Origin of the sequence: Tahibacter harae (assembly GCF_024437735.1) — a bacterium.
Taxonomy (GTDB): Bacteria; Pseudomonadota; Gammaproteobacteria; order Xanthomonadales; family Rhodanobacteraceae; genus Tahibacter; species Tahibacter harae.
On sequence record NZ_JANFQO010000009.1, the window covers coordinates 143,640 to 158,687 of the forward strand.

Below are 15,048 nucleotides of genomic sequence, written 5' to 3' on the forward strand. Positions count from 1 at the left end.
TCCTGTAAATTCAATGACTTGACCCCGGCCTTTGCAGCGCGCCCCGGCTTATCAACAAGTCCCTTTTGTACTCAATCACTTAGCCGCGTCCCGCGCACTAGGGACGAAATAGGCCACAGCCTGCCCACAGTTTTGGCCCAGGCTATGAAAATCCTGCAATACCTTGAAAGAAAAATGGTTTGTGGCCAACTCCCACAAGCAATCCACGGCTTATCCACAAGCCCGGGTTAGCTGCCGCCTCCGCCAGCGGTTATGATCAAGGTCCGCGGGAAATACACTTGGCAGTGGGCCCCTCGGAATGCGGCTCGGGTGCGTTCAGACGGGTTAGCTCCTCGGTCTGGACGCGCCCGGGCAGCGACTTTCCTCCCGGCTTTCCTTCGCAGTTCTCCCCTTCTTTCCTGCTCCCGGCATGCGATTGCGTGCGCCGCATTCCTGCGCGCCGGCGCCGAATCTGTGCGCTCCGTAGTCAGGACGTAAAAGCGGCGCGTGAAACGCCATGGGCGGGAGCGGGGATCCGATATTCGGGATTGATCCATCCCGCAAACCGATCCGCGGGAGCCGGATCTCCACTTCTGCCCAGCTTCAGCTCCGCGCCACGAACGCCGAACACCAGCCCTTCCCGGCCACCGACTTGCCCGGGAACAGCGAACACGGACCGCGTGCGGCCTTGCCCTGGTAGAAGTTGCAGCCGAGGCAATCCTGGCCGGCCTTATGCGCGGGGAAGCGCGCCGCATCGGCCTTGGCGCCGTCCTCGACATAGCCCAGCGCCTTGGCGGTGGGATCGTCCGCGCTGAGTGCAGGAAGCTCTTCGGCGCCGGCGGACAGCGGCAGGGCCGCCGCGACGGTCGCCGCGGAAACGGCCTGGAGGAAACGGCGGCGCCGGGTGAACGAATCTGGCTGAGACATGGCTAGTCCTGGCGGGTCGTGGTTGCCGCGCGCGACAGTCGGCGCGGAGCGCCATCCTAACCAAACCCGGCGCCGGCTCCGCCATTTCGACATGCCTGCGCTTTCTCGATGCTGCAGCGCAGCTCAGTTATAGTGGCCGCCCGCTCACGCCCTACCCACCATGGCCCATCCCATCCAGGTTGATTCCGAACGCTTGGCGCAGTGCGCGCGCGAGATCGCCGACGCCGGACGCGAACTCGGCGCGCGCGGCTGGACGCCCGCGACCAGCAGCAATTTCTCCATGCGCTACGACGACGCCCACGCCGCCGTCACCATCTCCGGCCGCGACAAGGGCCGCCTGGGCGTGGACGACATCATGCTGGTCGATTTCGCCGGCCAGGCCGTGGCCACCACGGCGCGGCCCTCGGCGGAAACCCTGCTGCATGTGCAGATGTACCGGCGCGATCCGGCCGTCGGCGCCGTGCTGCACACGCATTCGCACAACCAGACCGTCGCCTCGCGCCTGTACGCCGCGGCCGGCGTGATCCGCTTCAGCGGCTGGGAGCTGCAGAAAGCCATCACCGGCTATGTCACGCATGAAAGCGACCTGGACCTGCCGGTCTTCCCCAACACCCAGGACATGCCCGAGCTGGTCGCCCAGGTCGACGCCTGGCTGGACGCGGGCAAGCCGCTGCACGGCTACTTGATAGACGGCCACGGCATCTATACCTGGGGACGCACCATGGCCGAAGCCAGGCGGCATCTCGAAGCCTTCGAGTTCCTGCTGGCCGTGACACTGGATCTGAGGAGATTGGGAGCATGAGCCGACTGCGCATCTTTTCCGACAGCGACCCGGCGGCGATCCGCTTTGAAAGCGGCGAGCACGCCGCCATCGCCGCCGAGCTGGGCAAGGTCGGCGTGCGCTTCGAGCGCTGGCAGGCGAATGCCGACATCCAGCCCGGCGCCGCGCCGGAAGCGGTGATCGCCGCCTATCGCGCCGACATCGACCGCCTGATGCGCGAAGAGGGCTACCAGACCGTCGACGTGGTCAGCCTCAATGCCGATCACCCGGACAAGGCCGCACTGCGGCAGAAATTCCTCAACGAACACACCCATTCCGAGGACGAGGTGCGCTTCTTCGTCGCCGGCCGCGGCCTGTTCACCCTGCACATCGACGACCAGGTCTACGAAGTGCTGTGCACCCAGGGCGACCTGATCGGCGTGCCCGACAGCACGCGCCACTGGTTCGACATGAGCGAGCAGCCCTACTTCGTCGCCATCCGCCTGTTCAGCAATCCCGCCGGCTGGGTCGCCAATTTCACCGGCAGCGACATCGCGGCGCAGTTCCCGCGCCTGGAAGCCTGATCCCCGCGCCGGCCTGCGCGGCCGGTGCGCCCATTGCGAAGCCCGCCCCTGATGATCCGCGCCATACTCACCGATATCGAAGGTACGACCAGCTCCATCAGCTTCGTCAAGGATGTGCTGTTCCCCTACGCCCGCGCCCAGCTGCCCGCCTTCGTCGCGGCCCAGGGCGGGCAGCCTGAAGTGGCGCGCTGGCTGGCGGCGACCGCCGAGGAGGCCGGCCTGGCGCCGGACGACCACGCCGGCATCGTCGCCACCCTGCAGCGCTGGATCGACGAAGACCGCAAGATCACCCCGCTCAAGGCCCTGCAGGGCCTGATCTGGGCCGACGGCTATGCCAGCGGCGCCTACCGCGCCCACGTCTATCCCGAAGTCGCCGCGCGCCTGGCGGCGTGGAAGGCGCAGGGGCTGGAGCTGTACGTGTATTCCTCGGGCTCGGTACCGGCGCAGCGGCTGTTCTTCGGCTACAGCGAGGCCGGCGATCTCACCCCGCTGTTCAGCGGCTACTTCGACACCGAGATCGGCGGCAAGCGCGAAGCCGCCTCGTACGCGCGCATCGCCGCGCAGATCGGGCTGGAGCCGGGGCAGATCCTGTTCCTCTCCGATATCGTCGAGGAACTCGACGCCGCCCGCGCCAGCGGCCTGCGCACGACCTGGCTGTGCCGTCCGCCGCTGGCCTGCCCGGCCGATCCGGCCCACGCCTGCGTCGCGGATTTCGACGCCATCACGCCCTGAGCATGGCGCAGGGGCAGGCTCGCCGCACCGTCCTGGCCCTGCTGGCCGGGCTGGGCCTGGGCCTGCTGCTGGGGCGTGAATTCCCCGCGCCGCGCGATGCGGGGCCGGCCGGCGCGCCGCCCGCCGTCGCCGCGCCGGCTACCGTGGCAGCCGCCACGGATTCCGGCGACGATCCCGCCGCGCTCCGGGCCCGGGCGGAAACCCAGGTCCAGGTCATGGCCAATCTCCATGCTCTCTACTCGTTCGTGGGCGAGTGGCTGCCGGGCCTGCTGCCCGCAGCGCCGTCCGATGACGGCGTGGACTACAGCGCCGAGCGCGTGCTGTACGACCAGCACCGCCTGGTCGACGCGGCGCTGGCCGCGCTGCGGCCGCAGACCCGCGGCAAGACCGATCTCTACGTCGTCGCCTTCGCCGGCGACGGCGGCGAGAACGTGTTCCGCAACGAGACCGAATATGTGGAGAAATTGTTTTCCCGGCGCTTCGACGCGGCCGGCCGGGTCGTGGTGCTGCAGAACAATCCGCACACGCTGGAACAGCGCCCGCTGGCCACCTGGAGCAATCTGGAGCTGGTGCTGGACGGCCTGCTGCAGCACAACCGTTTTGATCCGGACGAGGACATCTTGCTGCTGTTCATGACCAGCCACGGCGGCGAGGATCACTACCTCTACGTCGGCATGGACGACCTGCCGCTGGACTGGATAGGCGCGGACGACCTCGCCCGCATCCTCAACGCGCGTCCGTTCCGCTGGAAAGTGAGCATTATCTCGGCCTGCTATTCCGGCGGCTTCATCGACACGCTGAAGAATTCCACCAGCATGGTCATCACCGCCGCGCGCAAGGACCGCACTTCCTTTGGCTGCGGCGCCGAATCGGACATCACCTATTTCGGCGACGCCTTCCTGGTGCAGGGACTGAACCAGACCGACTCCTTCCGCGGCGCCTTCGAGATCGCGCGCCAGCTCATCGCCGAATGGGAGGAACGCGACAAGCAGACGCCGTCCGAACCGCAGATCGCCAGCACGCCGCTGATCGAGGCCAAGCTGGACGACTGGCGCCGCGGCATCCGCCTGGGGCCGCCGCAGACCTTCCAGGTTGCCGGCACGGCTCAGTCCAGCGAGAAATCCACAAAGCAATAACCGTCGGCGCGCACGCGGCCGGCCTCGCGCAGGCGCAACGGCTGGCGGAAACAGGGGCCATCGACGACGACGCTGTGGTATTCGCCGGCCTCGCCGCAGAGATCGATGCCGGCGCGGCGGAACTGGTCGATCATCACGATATCCAGCACCTGGCCCAGCAGGGCCGGGTCCAACTTGTCCTCCTGCACCGCGGCCAGGCGGGTGACGAAACCGGCGGCCAGGAACTCCCCCAGCAGCGCTTCGCGCGGTTCGTCCCAGAGCGGGTGCAGGCAGTCCAGGCCCAGCTCGTCGCAGACGCTGCGGCACCAGACACGGTGGGCTTCCAGATCGATGTCGCCGAACACGGCCGCGGTCACGCCCTGCTCGTCGCGCAGCTGCGCCAGGGCGGCGCTGAACGTGCGCCGGTAGTCGGCGCGGCTGGTCGCCACTTCCAATGACGGCACGCCGATCGCGGCGACCTGGGCGCGCAACACCTCGGGACGCAGCCGGTGCGACAGCGTATGCGCGCCGGTTTCGTCCAGCGTGGTGAGCAGGGCCTGCGGCGGCCCCAGGCGCTGCCACAGCCGCCACAGGCTCAGGGCCGAATCCTTGCCGCCGCTCCAGGACACGACGTAGCGCTGCTGCATGGGCAATCCCCGTGGAAAAACCCGATTCTGCCGCGCACCGCCCGCGCCGGCCAGGGCGCGGGCGCAGCAGCGGCCAGGCACCGGGCCGGACTGGCTTCCGCCGCCAGGCCCAGCCGGATTTCCTCGCGAACCCGGCGCAACGGGAAAGCACGTATGTGGTATGGCATCCGCCGCAACGGGCCCCTGCCGCGCACTGCACCGCAATCACTTCGCTGCATTCGCGACACGGGAGTGCAGCGAGATCGGCGGCGTTTCTATGCGGTTGCGCCCCTGCGACTTGGCCCGGTACAGCGCGCTGTCGGCCTGATCGACCAGCACACACGGATCCAGCTCGCCCTGCGGCACCAGCGCCGCAGCGCCCATGCTCAGCGTGAGCACCGGCGCCGCGCGCGAATAGGCGTGCGGCAGCGCCAGATGGGCCAGCGCGCGGGCGATATGCGCGCCAACGTGCAGCGCTTCGACCAGCGTGGTATGCGGCAGCAGCGCGGCGAACTCCTCGCCGCCGTAGCGGGCGATGCAATCCTCGCCGCGCCCCAGCGCCGCGCTCAACACACGGGCCACCTGGCGCAGCGCTTCGTCGCCGGCGACGTGGCCGTAACCGTCGTTGTAGCTCTTGAAATCGTCGATATCGAGCATCAGCAGGGCCAGCGAGTGGCCGTGGCGCTGCGCCCGCGACCATTCGGTCACCAGCATTTCGTCGAAGCGGCGCCGGTTGGCGATGCCGGTGAGGCCGTCGCGGTGCGACAGCCGTTCCAGCAATTCGTTGGCCTGGCGCAGGCGCAGGTTGGCCTGGGCCAGCGCGGCGGATTTTTCCTCGACCAGGCGGTTGATCTCGCGCAGCCGCGCATTGGTCACCGCCAGATGCAGCGCACCAGACACCTGTTCGGCCAGCGCGGCGAGCATCTGCCGGTTGGAATCGCTCAGGCATTCCGGATCCACCGCCTCCAGGTTCAACAGCCCCAGGAACTGGCCGCGCGCGCGCACCGGCAGCACGAATTCGCAGGTCACGGCGGGGTTGCCCAGCACGTAGTCCGGATCCTCGATCACATCGGGTACGTATTGCGCCTGGCCGGAGCGGAACGCACGGCCGATCACGCCCAGCGTCGCCGGCCAGTCGCCGCCGCTGCGGCCGTGGAAGACGGAATTGCCGGCATGGGCGCTGAAACGCAGCTTGTCCGCAGCGGTGGTGTCGGCCAGCAGCACGCCCACCGATTCGAGGCGGAAGCGGTCGCGCAGGAAGTGCACGATGCGGTACAGCACCTCGTCCAGGCCGTCGGCTTCTATCGCCGCCCGCGACAGGTCGCTGAGCATGCCCAGCAGCTCCACGCGCTGGCGCTGCTCGTCGCTGAGGCGGTCTACCGCGAACAGCCCGGCGACCTGCTCGGCCACGGTTTCCAGCAGGTCGACACAATCGCCGAAGGCGCCGGCCGTGGTGGCCTCGGCATTGATGACGGCCATGGTCTCGCCGTTGTAGCGCACTGGCACGCAGAGTTCCGCGCGCGCGCCGGGAAGCGTTTCGACGTAATTCGGATGCAGGCTGACATCGGGCACGTGCAGCGTGCGCCCGCTGACGGCGACCTCGCCGACCACGCCGCTGCCCAGCTCGCGACCGTAGCCGACGAAGATCGCGCTGGGCAGGTCCGAGGCCAGCGCCTCGCAGCGGAAGCGGCCCTGGCGCAAGTCGATGGCGGCGCAGGCGACGAAGGCACAGTCCAGGTGCTGCTTGAGCAGGTCGACGATCTGCTGCAGCTTCTGCCGCAGGGGCAGCGGCTGGGTGCCGAGGCGGGCAATACGATGGATCAGCGCGAGCTGGCGCTCCTCGCGTTCGCGGCCGTTGCGGCCGGCATCGCTGGCATCGGGATGCGACATGTCCCCCCAATACGGCCCTGCGCGCCCAGTCTAGCAAGACGCGGGGACGCCGCAACGCGACGCGGGCGGCTTTGCGATGCTTTGCAAACGTGCGCAGACGGCGGTGCCGGACAATGCCGGCGGACCGCAGACGCGGCACCGCACTGCGCGCCCGGCGTCCGGAAACGCCCGCCGCGGTCGCCGCAAGGCCTCGTCAGAGTCAACGCTGCGGCATGCCGCGGCGCCGCTCAGCCGTGGCGCCGCTCCAGCTCGGCCACCGCATCGGCCAGGCCCAGGCCGCGCGCGCGCAGCAGCACGGTCAGATGGAACAGCAGGTCGGCCGCCTCGCTGACCAGCGCCTTTTCATCCTGGGCCACGGCGGCCAGCGCGGTTTCCACGCCCTCCTCGCCCACCTTCTGGGCGATGCGGCGCAGGCCGGCCTCGAACAGGCGGGTGGTATAGCTGTCGGCCGGACGCTCGCGCTCGCGCTGCTGGACCAGGGCATCGAGCCGGCCGAGGAAACCCGGCACCGCAGCGGCACCTTCGCCGAAGCAGCTGGCCGTGCCCAGGTGGCAGGTCGGCCCCTGCGGTTCGGCCTGCAGCAGGATGGCGTCTGCATCGCAATCGGCCGCCGCGCCGCGCAGCAGCAGCCAGTGGGCGGAGCTTTCGCCCTTGGTCCACAGGCGCTGTTTGCTGCGACTATAGAAAGTTACTTTTCCCGTCTGCAGAGTCTGCTGCAATGCCTCGCGGTTCATCCAGCCCTGCATCAGCACGCGGCCATTGCGGCTGTCCTGCACGATGGCCGGCAGCAGGCCGGCGCCCTTGTCCCAGTCGAGGCTGGCCGGATCCAGACTCATGGCCGCACCGCCACGCCCTGGCTGCGCAGGGTCTGCTTGAGGGCGCCGATTTCCACCGCGCCGGAATGGAATACGCTGGCCGCCAGCGCGCCGTCCACATCGGCGCTGCGGAACACGTCGACGAAATGCTGCGCCGCGCCGGCGCCGCCGGAGGCGACCAGCGGCACCGCGCAGCGGGCCCGCGCCGCGCCCAACTGCTCCAGGTCGTAGCCGCTGCGCACGCCGTCGGAGCCCATGCAGTTGAGCACGATCTCGCCGGCGCCGCGCTGCACGGCTTCGTCCAGCCAGTCCAGCGTGGTCTGCGCCAGGGCGCGGGTCTTGTCCGGATCGCCGCTGTACTGGCGCACGCGCCAGGCGCCGTCTGCATCGCGCAGGCTGTCGATGCCGACCACCACGCACTGCACGCCGAAGGCATCGGCCAGCTCGCCGATCAGGGCCGGCCGCGCCAGCGCCGGCGAATTCACCGAAACCTTGTCCGCACCGGCCTGCAATACGGCGCGGGCGCTTTCCACACTGTCTATGCCGCCGGCGACGCAGAACGGAATGTCGATGGCCGCCGCCACGCGCGCTACCCAGGCGGTGTCGACGCGGCGCTGCTCGGGGCTGGCGCCGATGTCGTAGAACACCAGTTCGTCGGCGCCCTCGGCGCGGTAGCGCAGGGCCAGGTCGAGTATGTCGCCCATATCGACGTGATCGCGGAAGCGCACGCCCTTGACCACGCGGCCAGCCTTCACGTCCAGGCAGGGAATGATGCGCCGGGTCAGCATGCCAGCGCGTCCCGCAGGCTGAGGCGGCCTTCGAGCAGGCTGCGGCCCAGCACCACCCCGGCCAGTCCGGCCGCGCGCACGGCGCGCACATCGTCGAGATCGCGCACGCCGCCGGAAGCCTGGATGCGCAGCGCCGGCGCCAGCGCGCGCAGATAGGCGTACAGGGCGAGATTGGGACCGCTCAGCATGCCGTCGCGGTGGATGTCGGTACACAGCACGTGCACCGCGCCGGCAGCGGCGTAGCGCGGCGCGAGTTCGTCCAGGGTCGGCGCTTCGCTGTGGGTCCAGCCGGCGCTGGGCAGGCGCCAGGCGCCGCCCTCCTCGCGCGTGTCCAGCGCGATCACCAGGCGCTCGGGGCCGTAGCGGTCCAGCCAGGCGATCACCCGCCCGGGCTCGCGTATGGCCACGCTGCCCAGCACCACGCGCGCGACACCGGCGTCGAACAGACGCTGCAGATCGTCCTCGCCGCGCACGCCGCCGCCGGCCTGTACCTGCAGCGCCGTGCCGGCCAGGGCCTCGATCAGGCGGAAATTGGCCAGGGTGCCGCCGCGCGCGCCGTCGAGGTCGACCACGTGCAGCCACTGTGCGCCGGCCGCGGCGTAATCCAGAGCCAGGCGCAGCGGATCGACCTGGTAGCTGGTCTGCTGGGAATAATCACCCTGGCGCAGACGGACCACGTTGCCGTCGCGCAGGTCTATGGCGGGAATCAGGCTGAAGTTCACAGGCTCAGGAAATTCTGCAGGAGTAGCGCGCCGGCGGCGCCGGAGCGCTCCGGATGGAATTGCATGCCGTAGAAGTTATCTTTTTGCACAACCGCGGAAAAGCGCTGGCCGTGCTCGGCGGCCGCGAGGGTCCAGGGGCCGACGGGCGCGGCGTAGCTATGCACGAAATAGGCATGGGCGTCAGCGTCCAGGCCGCGCAGCAGGCGGTGCCCGCCGCTGTGCAGCAGCCGGTTCCAGCCCATGTGCGGCACGCGCAGGCCGGGTGCGGCGGCGAGTTTTTCCACCCGCGCCGGAATCACGCCCAGGCAGGTTTCGCCGCCTTCGCTGGAAGCGTCGAACAGCAGCTGCATGCCCAGGCACACGCCGAGCACCGGCTGGCCCAGCCCGCGCAGGGTTTCCACCAGCTCCAGCTCGCGCAGCCGCTGCATACCCGGGCCGGCCGCGCCCACGCCGGGCAGGATCACGTGACTGGCCGCACGCAGCTGCGCCGGCGTCGTCGCCAGCGGCGCATCCACGCCCAGGCGCTGCAGCGCGTAGCGCACCGAACCCAGATTGGTGCCGCCGGAATCCACCAGTACCGGGCAACTCATAGCATCCCCTTGGTGCTGGGCAGCTCCGCGCCTTCGCGCCGCAGCGCCAGCCGCAGCGCGCGCGCGACCGCCTTGAAACAGCCCTCGACCATGTGATGGGCGTTGTCGCCGCGCACCGCCAGATGCAGGTTGGCGCCCAGGGTTTCGCACAGCGAACGGAAGAAATGCGGCACGAGTTCGGTGGGCAGTTCGCCCACGCGCTCGCGCGGGAAGCTGCCGTCGAAGACGAAATACGGCCGGCCGGACAGATCCAGCGCGGCACGCGCCAGGCTCTCGTCCATGGGCAGGACGATCGCTGCGGCGGCCTCGGCCGGCTCCAGCGCGGCGCCGTAGCGGCCTATGCCGCGCTTGTCGCCCAGCGCCTGGCGCAGGGCCTGGCCCAGAGCCAGGGCGCAGTCTTCCACCGTGTGGTGTTCGTCGATATGCGTATCGCCGGCGCATTCCAGACTCAGGCCTATGCCGGCGTGCTTGGCGATCTGCTCCAGCATGTGATCGAAGAAGCCCAGGCCGGTGGCGATGGTCGCGGCGCCCGGCCGGTCCAGGTCCACGCGCACGCGGATGCGCGTCTCGCGCGTGACGCGCTCCACCTCGGCCCGCCGCGGCGCCTCGCACAGCACGCGCGCGATCTCGTCCCAGTCGTACAGGCCTTCGCCGAGCTGGAACCCGCGCACGCCGATGTTCGCGGCGAACTGCAGATCGGTGGCGCGGTCGCCGACCATGGCCGAGGCGCGCCGGCTCCAGCCGTCGTCGGCCAGATAGCTGTGCATCAGGCCGGTGCCGGGCTTGCGCGTGGGCAGGTTCTCGTGCGGGAAGCTGCGGTCGATCAGGGTGTCGGCAAAGCGTACCCCCTGGGACTCGAAAATCTGCAGCATCAGTTTGTGCGGCCCCCAGAACTGCGCCTCGGGAAAGCTGTCCGTGCCCAGGCCGTCCTGGTTGGTCACCATGACCAGTTCGTAGCCGGCTTCGCTGCAGCGGCGCAGCGCCGGAATCACGCCGGGCAGCAAGGCGAGCTTGTCGTAGGCGTCGATCTGCTGGTCCGGCGGTTCGGCGATCAGGGTGCCGTCGCGGTCGACAAAAAGGTATTTTTTCATCAGGCCGCCTCCGCCATGCCGCGCAGCAGCGCAAGCAGCTGCTGGTTCTCCTGCGGCGTGCCCACGCTGATGCGCAGGCAGTCGTGCAGGCCGGGATAGCGCGTCACATCGCGCACGACGATGCCGGCCGCCAGCAGCCGCGCATAGGTGCCTGCCGCGTCGCGCCAGCGCACGCAAAGAAAATTCGCCGCGCTGGGCAGCACTTCGCGCACCGCCGGCAATGCACTCAGCGCCGCGCGCAGCAGCTCGCGCTGCTGCAGCACGACGGCGATGCGTTCCCGCGTCTGCGCCAGCGCCGCCGGCTGCAGCACGGCCAGCGCCGCGTCCACGCTGGCCGTGGGCAGCGGATACGGCGGCATGATCCGGCGCAGCAGCTCGACGATCTCCGCGCCGGCCAGCAGCACGCCGACGCGCGCGCCGGCCAGGGCATGCGCCTTGGACAAGGTGCGCAGCACGACCAGGTTCTCGTGCCGCGCCAGCAACGTCGCGGCGCTGGGCGCGCCGGCGAATTCCAGATAGGCCTCGTCGACCACCAGCAGCGCGCGCCCGGCCAGCTCCGCCGCGAGTTCGTCGATCAGCGCCAGCGGCACCAGCGCGCCGCTGGGATTGTTCGGCGTGCAGACGAAGACCAGCTTTACCGCCGGGGTGAGCTGCGCGCGCAGCGCTGCCGCATCCAGGCCGAACTGCGCGTCCAGCGGCGCCTTGAGCACGGCCGCGCCCTGTACCGCCGCGGCGACGGCGTACATGCCGAAGGTCGGCGGCGAAATCAGGATGGCGTCCTCACCGGCGCGGCAGAATGCGCGCAGCAGCAGGTCTATGGCCTCGTCGCTGCCGCGGCCCATCAGCAGCTGCGCCGGCTCCACACCGTACAGCGCGGCCAGGGCTGCACGCAGCCGCGGCGGCTGCGGATCGGGATAGCGGTTCAGTTCCAGCTCCGCCGCCGGCGCCCACGGCGATTCGTTGGCGTTCAGAAGCACCTGGCCGCCGCTGGCTTCCATGCGCGCGGAGGAATACGGGGTCAGCGCGCGGATCTCCGCGCGCGCCAGTGCAAGCACGCTCATGCCGCTTTCTCCGCCAGCTTTTCCAGGCGCAGGCCGACCGCGCGCTCGTGCGCGTGCAGCTGTTCGGCCCGGGCCAGGGTCTGCGCACAGGGGCCGATGCCGCGCAGGCCGGCGGGACTGAGTTCCTGCACCGTCACCTGCTTGACGAAACTGGCCACGGACACGCCGCTCCAGGCGCGTGCATAGCCGTAGGTCGGCAGCACGTGATTGGTGCCGCTGCAGTAGTCGCCGACGGCTTCGGGCGACCAGGCGCCGAGGAAGACCGAGCCGGCGTTGCTTACACCGTCCAGCCAGGACCTGGCGTTTTCCACATTGAGAATAAGGTGCTCGGGCGCGTAGGCATTGCTGAGTTCCAGCGCCTGGGCCAGGTCCGCCGTCTGGATCAGGCGGCTGTGCGCCAGCGCCTGGCGCGCCAGCGCAGCCCGCGGCAGCACGCCGAGCTGGCGTTCCAGCGCCGCCTCCACCGCGGCGATCAGCGCGGCCGAAGGCGTCAGCAGCAGGGCCTGGGAATCGCTGCCGTGTTCGGCCTGGGACAGCAGATCGGCGGCGACGAAGTCCGCGTCCGCGGCGGCATCGGCGATAACCAGCACTTCGGACGGCCCGGCCGGCAGGTCGATGGCCGCACCGTGGGCGTCGGCGGCGACCTGGCGCTTGGCCTCGGTCACCCAGGCATTGCCCGGGCCGAACAGCTTGTCGCAGCGCGGCACCGATTCGCTGCCGTAGGCCATGGCCGCGATGGCCTGGGCGCCGCCGAGCTTGAATACCCGGTCCACGCCGCAGAGCTTCGCCGCATACAAGACCACGGGATCGCATTCGCCGCGGGCATTCGCCGGCGTGCACATGATGACCTCGGCACAGCCGGCCAATCGCGCCGGCACCGCCAGCATCAGCACGGTCGAGGGCAGCGGCGCCGTGCCCGCGGGCACATACAGGCCGACCCGCTGCAACGGCCGCAGCACGCGCTCGCAGACCACGCCGGGCGCGGTCTCCAGACGCAGCGGTGCCGGCGCGCCGGCACGGTGGAAGGCGGCGATGCGATCGCGCGCGTCGGCGATCGCCGCGCGCAGTTGCGCGCCGACCTGCGGTTCGGCCGCGGCGAATTCCTCGGCGCTGACTTGCAGCGAAGCCAGTTCGCAGCCGTCGTAGCGCCGCGTCAGCGCGCGCAGCGTGGCGTCGCCGTCGGCACGCACCTGGGCGATCAGCCGGCTCACGCCGGCGACCAGTTCCTCGGACTGCGACTGCGCCGGCCGCGCCAGCGCGGCGGCGCGGCCGGCCGCGTCCAGTTCGTTCCATACCAGCCACTTCATGCGAGCATCTTCTCCACGGGCAATACCAGCATGCGGCGGGCGCCGGCGCGGCGCATGTCTTCCAGGTGCTGCCAGGTGATGGCGCCGTGGCAGACCGCCTGCAGTGCGACCTCGTCGCTGCTGCCTTCGATGCTGGTGATGGTCGGCTGCTGCCCCGGCGGCAGCAGGCGGGTGACGCCGGCCAGCGCCGCGCGCGTGGTCTGCAGCAGCACCAGCTTGGATTCGCGCACCTGGATCACGCCCTCGATGCGGCGCAGCAGCAGGTCGCGCAATTCGCCGCGCTCGTCCTGCGGCGCCTGCAATGCGCCGGCGAGCACGGCTTCGCTGTCGAGGATGCCGGCGACTTCGCGCAGCTGATTGGCCTGCAAGGTGGCGCCGCTGGAAACCAGGTCGCAGATGGCATCGGCCGTGCCCAGCTTGGGCGCAATCTCCACCGAGCCGGACAGCACCACGACCTTGGCTTCCACGCCCGCCGCGGCCAGCCATTGCCGCGTCAGCGCCGGGTACGTGGTCGCAATGCGCAGACCGCCCAATGTGCCCGGGCCGGCGTAGTCCAGCTCCTGCGGCAGGGCGATGGAAAGGCGGCAGCGGCCGAAGCCCAGCGGCAGGATCTCGCCGAACAGCGCGCTTTCGCCGCTCGCCGCGGCCGCGGCCTGCTGCTCGGCCAATACGTTGCGGCCGACTATGCCCAGATCGCAGACGCCGTCGGCGATCAGCCCGGGAATATCGTCGTCGCGCACCAGCAGAAGATCTATGGCCAGGCTTTCGCCGAAGCAGAAAAGTTTGTCGCGGCTCTGGCGGAACTTGAGGCCGCAGCGGGCGAGCAGATCCTGCGAGTGTTCCGACAGGCGGCCGGATTTCTGCACCGCCACACGCAGGCGATCACGCGGCTTCATGATTTGTCTCCGCCGCGGCGCGCAGCCTGCGCGGCGGTCTTGGTCAGGGGGCTGGGCATGCCGCTGCGCCGGCGCGGCGGCCGCGGCAGCGGCGGCAGGGCTTCGTGGGCGACCACGGCGAGATAGCCGCCGTTGCCCTGCTGCAGGAAGCGCGCGACGCGGCCTATGGTGGTGACGCTGACGGAAGTGCGGTCGTGGATCTCGCGGTAGGCGTAGCCGGCGAGCAAGTAAGGCACCACGCGCCAGCGGTCGACCAGGGCCTCCAGCTCGGCCGGCGTGCACAGGTCGCGCAGGAAAGCCAGCATCTCGGCCGGCGTATCCAGCGAAAGCAGTGCCCGGCACAGACTTTCGTCCGCCGGCACCGGGGTGTTCTCAGGCTCCAGGAAACGTCGCTTCATGGCTCAATGTAATAACGCATTAGAACAATGGCGAAAGCGTAACGCAGTGGTGGTGGGGATGTAAACGGGTTGTTTGGGATTCACGGTTCGTGGTCCTAGGCGCCGGATTGGGGCTCCCGCAGCCGGAGGCAGGGCCGTATGAGCTGGAGACCAGGAATCGGGAGTTGGCCGGCAAAACAGCGCCAGCGGGGATATGCGGCCGACTCTGCAGGCACATTCGCCTGCTTGTTCACCACATTGTCGCGAGGACACCGGCACCCTCTACCCAGTATTCGCCTTCGTCATGTTCTGCATCGGCGGGAAGGGGGCGTGAAGAGATGTATTGGACGCGCTTTGCGGTCAAACTTCCTGTGGATCGGCAAGCGCGGGCTGAGGCGAAAACCCTTGCGGCAAGGGGGTTTCGGCGTCGCCCCCTCACCGCGGCCCTCTCCCCCAAGCGAGCTTGGGGGAGAGGGAGCAAAGCAGTTCGGAGCGGTGGGCAATGGCTTTCATTGTATTTTCTATGAAATTTTCAACAAACGAGGCGTCGGCGAAAGACGAATTCTTCCCGGATCCACGCATCGTCCGGACCGATCGCCGGTCGGGCACGGCACCCACAGCGATATCTGCCAATCAGGTATCGCGGCAACCCTGACCCCGTTCCCGCGTTGCGCCACCCTTCCCGCTGCGCACCTTTCCCGCTACATCGCCCGCCCCCGCAGCAACACCTTGCCAGCTCCAACAACGAAACAGATACTTACCGCAAGTTTCTCAGTAGGTTTACGCCA

16 protein-coding genes are annotated in these 15,048 nt (G+C 69.5%); 4 read left to right on the forward strand and 12 right to left on the reverse strand.

From position 1 onward, the window contains the following. Positions 1-582: 582 nt before the first annotated feature. Complete coding sequence (locus NM961_RS11745) at positions 583-906, reverse strand: high-potential iron-sulfur protein (RefSeq protein WP_255914547.1); 324 nt, start codon at positions 904-906, stop codon at positions 583-585. A 160-nt stretch (positions 907-1,066) separates the two neighbouring features. Between NM961_RS11745 and NM961_RS11750 the strand changes: the two genes are divergently transcribed. The 4 genes from NM961_RS11750 to NM961_RS11765 are packed head-to-tail and all read left to right on the forward strand — an operon-like array spanning position 1,067 to position 4,118. Beyond that, positions 1,067-1,708 (forward strand): methylthioribulose 1-phosphate dehydratase, encoded by a 642-nt coding sequence (locus tag NM961_RS11750; protein WP_255914549.1) that lies wholly within the window; start codon positions 1,067-1,069, stop codon positions 1,706-1,708. Then, entirely contained in the window at positions 1,705-2,250 is a 546-nt protein-coding gene (locus tag NM961_RS11755; protein WP_255914551.1) for a 1,2-dihydroxy-3-keto-5-methylthiopentene dioxygenase, read from the forward strand. Before NM961_RS11750 ends, NM961_RS11755 begins: the two co-directional genes overlap by 4 nt. Positions 2,251-2,301: 51 nt before the next feature. Next, entirely contained in the window at positions 2,302-2,982 is a 681-nt protein-coding gene (gene mtnC / locus NM961_RS11760) for an acireductone synthase (RefSeq protein ID WP_255914553.1), read from the forward strand. A 2-nt stretch (positions 2,983-2,984) separates the two neighbouring features. After that, positions 2,985-4,118 carry a C13 family peptidase gene (locus NM961_RS11765; RefSeq protein ID WP_255914555.1) on the forward strand — a complete coding sequence of 378 codons (1,134 nt, stop codon included), beginning with the start codon at positions 2,985-2,987 and terminating at the stop codon, positions 4,116-4,118. Here the strand turns inward: NM961_RS11765 and NM961_RS11770 are convergent. The 11 genes from NM961_RS11770 to NM961_RS11820 all read right to left on the reverse strand — a co-directional run bounded on the left by NM961_RS11770 (position 4,088) and on the right by NM961_RS11820 (position 14,281). Next, complete coding sequence (locus NM961_RS11770; RefSeq protein WP_255914556.1) at positions 4,088-4,744, reverse strand: Dph6-related ATP pyrophosphatase; 657 nt, start codon at positions 4,742-4,744, stop codon at positions 4,088-4,090. The genes NM961_RS11765 and NM961_RS11770 overlap by 31 nt on opposite strands. A 204-nt stretch (positions 4,745-4,948) precedes the next feature. Further along, positions 4,949-6,613, reverse strand: coding sequence for a sensor domain-containing diguanylate cyclase (locus NM961_RS11775; RefSeq protein WP_255914557.1), 1,665 nt, complete (start codon positions 6,611-6,613; stop codon positions 4,949-4,951). A gap of 227 nt (positions 6,614-6,840) precedes the next feature. Further along, complete coding sequence (gene hisIE, locus NM961_RS11780; protein ID WP_255914559.1) at positions 6,841-7,449, reverse strand: bifunctional phosphoribosyl-AMP cyclohydrolase/phosphoribosyl-ATP diphosphatase HisIE; 609 nt, start codon at positions 7,447-7,449, stop codon at positions 6,841-6,843. Further along, a complete protein-coding gene (gene hisF / locus NM961_RS11785) occupies positions 7,446-8,216 on the reverse strand; it encodes an imidazole glycerol phosphate synthase subunit HisF (RefSeq protein ID WP_255914560.1) in 771 nt (256 codons plus the stop codon). Before hisF ends, hisIE begins: the two co-directional genes overlap by 4 nt. Further along, entirely contained in the window at positions 8,210-8,938 is a 729-nt protein-coding gene (locus NM961_RS11790) for a 1-(5-phosphoribosyl)-5-[(5-phosphoribosylamino)methylideneamino]imidazole-4-carboxamide isomerase (protein WP_255914561.1), read from the reverse strand. Before NM961_RS11790 ends, hisF begins: the two co-directional genes overlap by 7 nt. Further along, positions 8,935-9,528, reverse strand: a complete 594-nt coding sequence (gene hisH / locus NM961_RS11795) for an imidazole glycerol phosphate synthase subunit HisH (protein WP_255914562.1) — start codon at positions 9,526-9,528, stop codon at positions 8,935-8,937. The genes NM961_RS11790 and hisH overlap by 4 nt, the downstream gene beginning before the upstream one ends. Beyond that, positions 9,525-10,619 carry a bifunctional histidinol-phosphatase/imidazoleglycerol-phosphate dehydratase HisB gene (gene hisB, locus NM961_RS11800; protein WP_255914563.1) on the reverse strand — a complete coding sequence of 365 codons (1,095 nt, stop codon included), beginning with the start codon at positions 10,617-10,619 and terminating at the stop codon, positions 9,525-9,527. Before hisB ends, hisH begins: the two co-directional genes overlap by 4 nt. Then, positions 10,619-11,680, reverse strand: coding sequence for a histidinol-phosphate transaminase (gene hisC, locus NM961_RS11805; RefSeq protein ID WP_255914565.1), 1,062 nt, complete (start codon positions 11,678-11,680; stop codon positions 10,619-10,621). Before hisC ends, hisB begins: the two co-directional genes overlap by 1 nt. Next, positions 11,677-12,987, reverse strand: a complete 1,311-nt coding sequence (gene hisD, locus NM961_RS11810) for a histidinol dehydrogenase (protein WP_255914566.1) — start codon at positions 12,985-12,987, stop codon at positions 11,677-11,679. Before hisD ends, hisC begins: the two co-directional genes overlap by 4 nt. Continuing rightward, positions 12,984-13,883: an ATP phosphoribosyltransferase gene (gene hisG, locus NM961_RS11815; protein WP_255914567.1), complete on the reverse strand. Its 900-nt coding sequence runs from the start codon at positions 13,881-13,883 to the stop codon at positions 12,984-12,986. Before hisG ends, hisD begins: the two co-directional genes overlap by 4 nt. Beyond that, entirely contained in the window at positions 13,880-14,281 is a 402-nt protein-coding gene (locus NM961_RS11820; RefSeq protein ID WP_255914568.1) for a YerC/YecD family TrpR-related protein, read from the reverse strand. The genes hisG and NM961_RS11820 overlap by 4 nt, the downstream gene beginning before the upstream one ends. Between the last annotated feature and the right edge of the window lie 767 nt (positions 14,282-15,048).

Excerpts from the sequence above, each read along its gene's own strand:
- NM961_RS11745 (WP_255914547.1), bottom strand. The coding sequence starts at position 906 with ATGTCTCAGCCAGATTCGTTCACCCGGCGCCGCCGTTTCCTCCAGGCC.
- NM961_RS11750 (WP_255914549.1), top strand. The coding sequence starts at position 1,067 with ATGGCCCATCCCATCCAGGTTGATTCCGAACGCTTGGCGCAGTGCGCG.
- NM961_RS11755 (WP_255914551.1), top strand. The coding sequence starts at position 1,705 with ATGAGCCGACTGCGCATCTTTTCCGACAGCGACCCGGCGGCGATCCGC.
- mtnC (WP_255914553.1), top strand. The coding sequence starts at position 2,302 with ATGATCCGCGCCATACTCACCGATATCGAAGGTACGACCAGCTCCATC.
- NM961_RS11765 (WP_255914555.1), top strand. The coding sequence starts at position 2,985 with ATGGCGCAGGGGCAGGCTCGCCGCACCGTCCTGGCCCTGCTGGCCGGG.
- NM961_RS11770 (WP_255914556.1), bottom strand. The coding sequence starts at position 4,744 with ATGCAGCAGCGCTACGTCGTGTCCTGGAGCGGCGGCAAGGATTCGGCC.
- NM961_RS11775 (WP_255914557.1), bottom strand. The coding sequence starts at position 6,613 with ATGTCGCATCCCGATGCCAGCGATGCCGGCCGCAACGGCCGCGAACGC.
- hisIE (WP_255914559.1), bottom strand. The coding sequence starts at position 7,449 with ATGAGTCTGGATCCGGCCAGCCTCGACTGGGACAAGGGCGCCGGCCTG.
- hisF (WP_255914560.1), bottom strand. The coding sequence starts at position 8,216 with ATGCTGACCCGGCGCATCATTCCCTGCCTGGACGTGAAGGCTGGCCGC.
- hisH (WP_255914562.1), bottom strand. The coding sequence starts at position 9,528 with ATGAGTTGCCCGGTACTGGTGGATTCCGGCGGCACCAATCTGGGTTCG.
- hisB (WP_255914563.1), bottom strand. The coding sequence starts at position 10,619 with ATGAAAAAATACCTTTTTGTCGACCGCGACGGCACCCTGATCGCCGAA.
- hisC (WP_255914565.1), bottom strand. The coding sequence starts at position 11,680 with ATGAGCGTGCTTGCACTGGCGCGCGCGGAGATCCGCGCGCTGACCCCG.
- hisD (WP_255914566.1), bottom strand. The coding sequence starts at position 12,987 with ATGAAGTGGCTGGTATGGAACGAACTGGACGCGGCCGGCCGCGCCGCC.
- hisG (WP_255914567.1), bottom strand. The coding sequence starts at position 13,883 with ATGAAGCCGCGTGATCGCCTGCGTGTGGCGGTGCAGAAATCCGGCCGC.
- NM961_RS11820 (WP_255914568.1), bottom strand. The coding sequence starts at position 14,281 with ATGAAGCGACGTTTCCTGGAGCCTGAGAACACCCCGGTGCCGGCGGAC.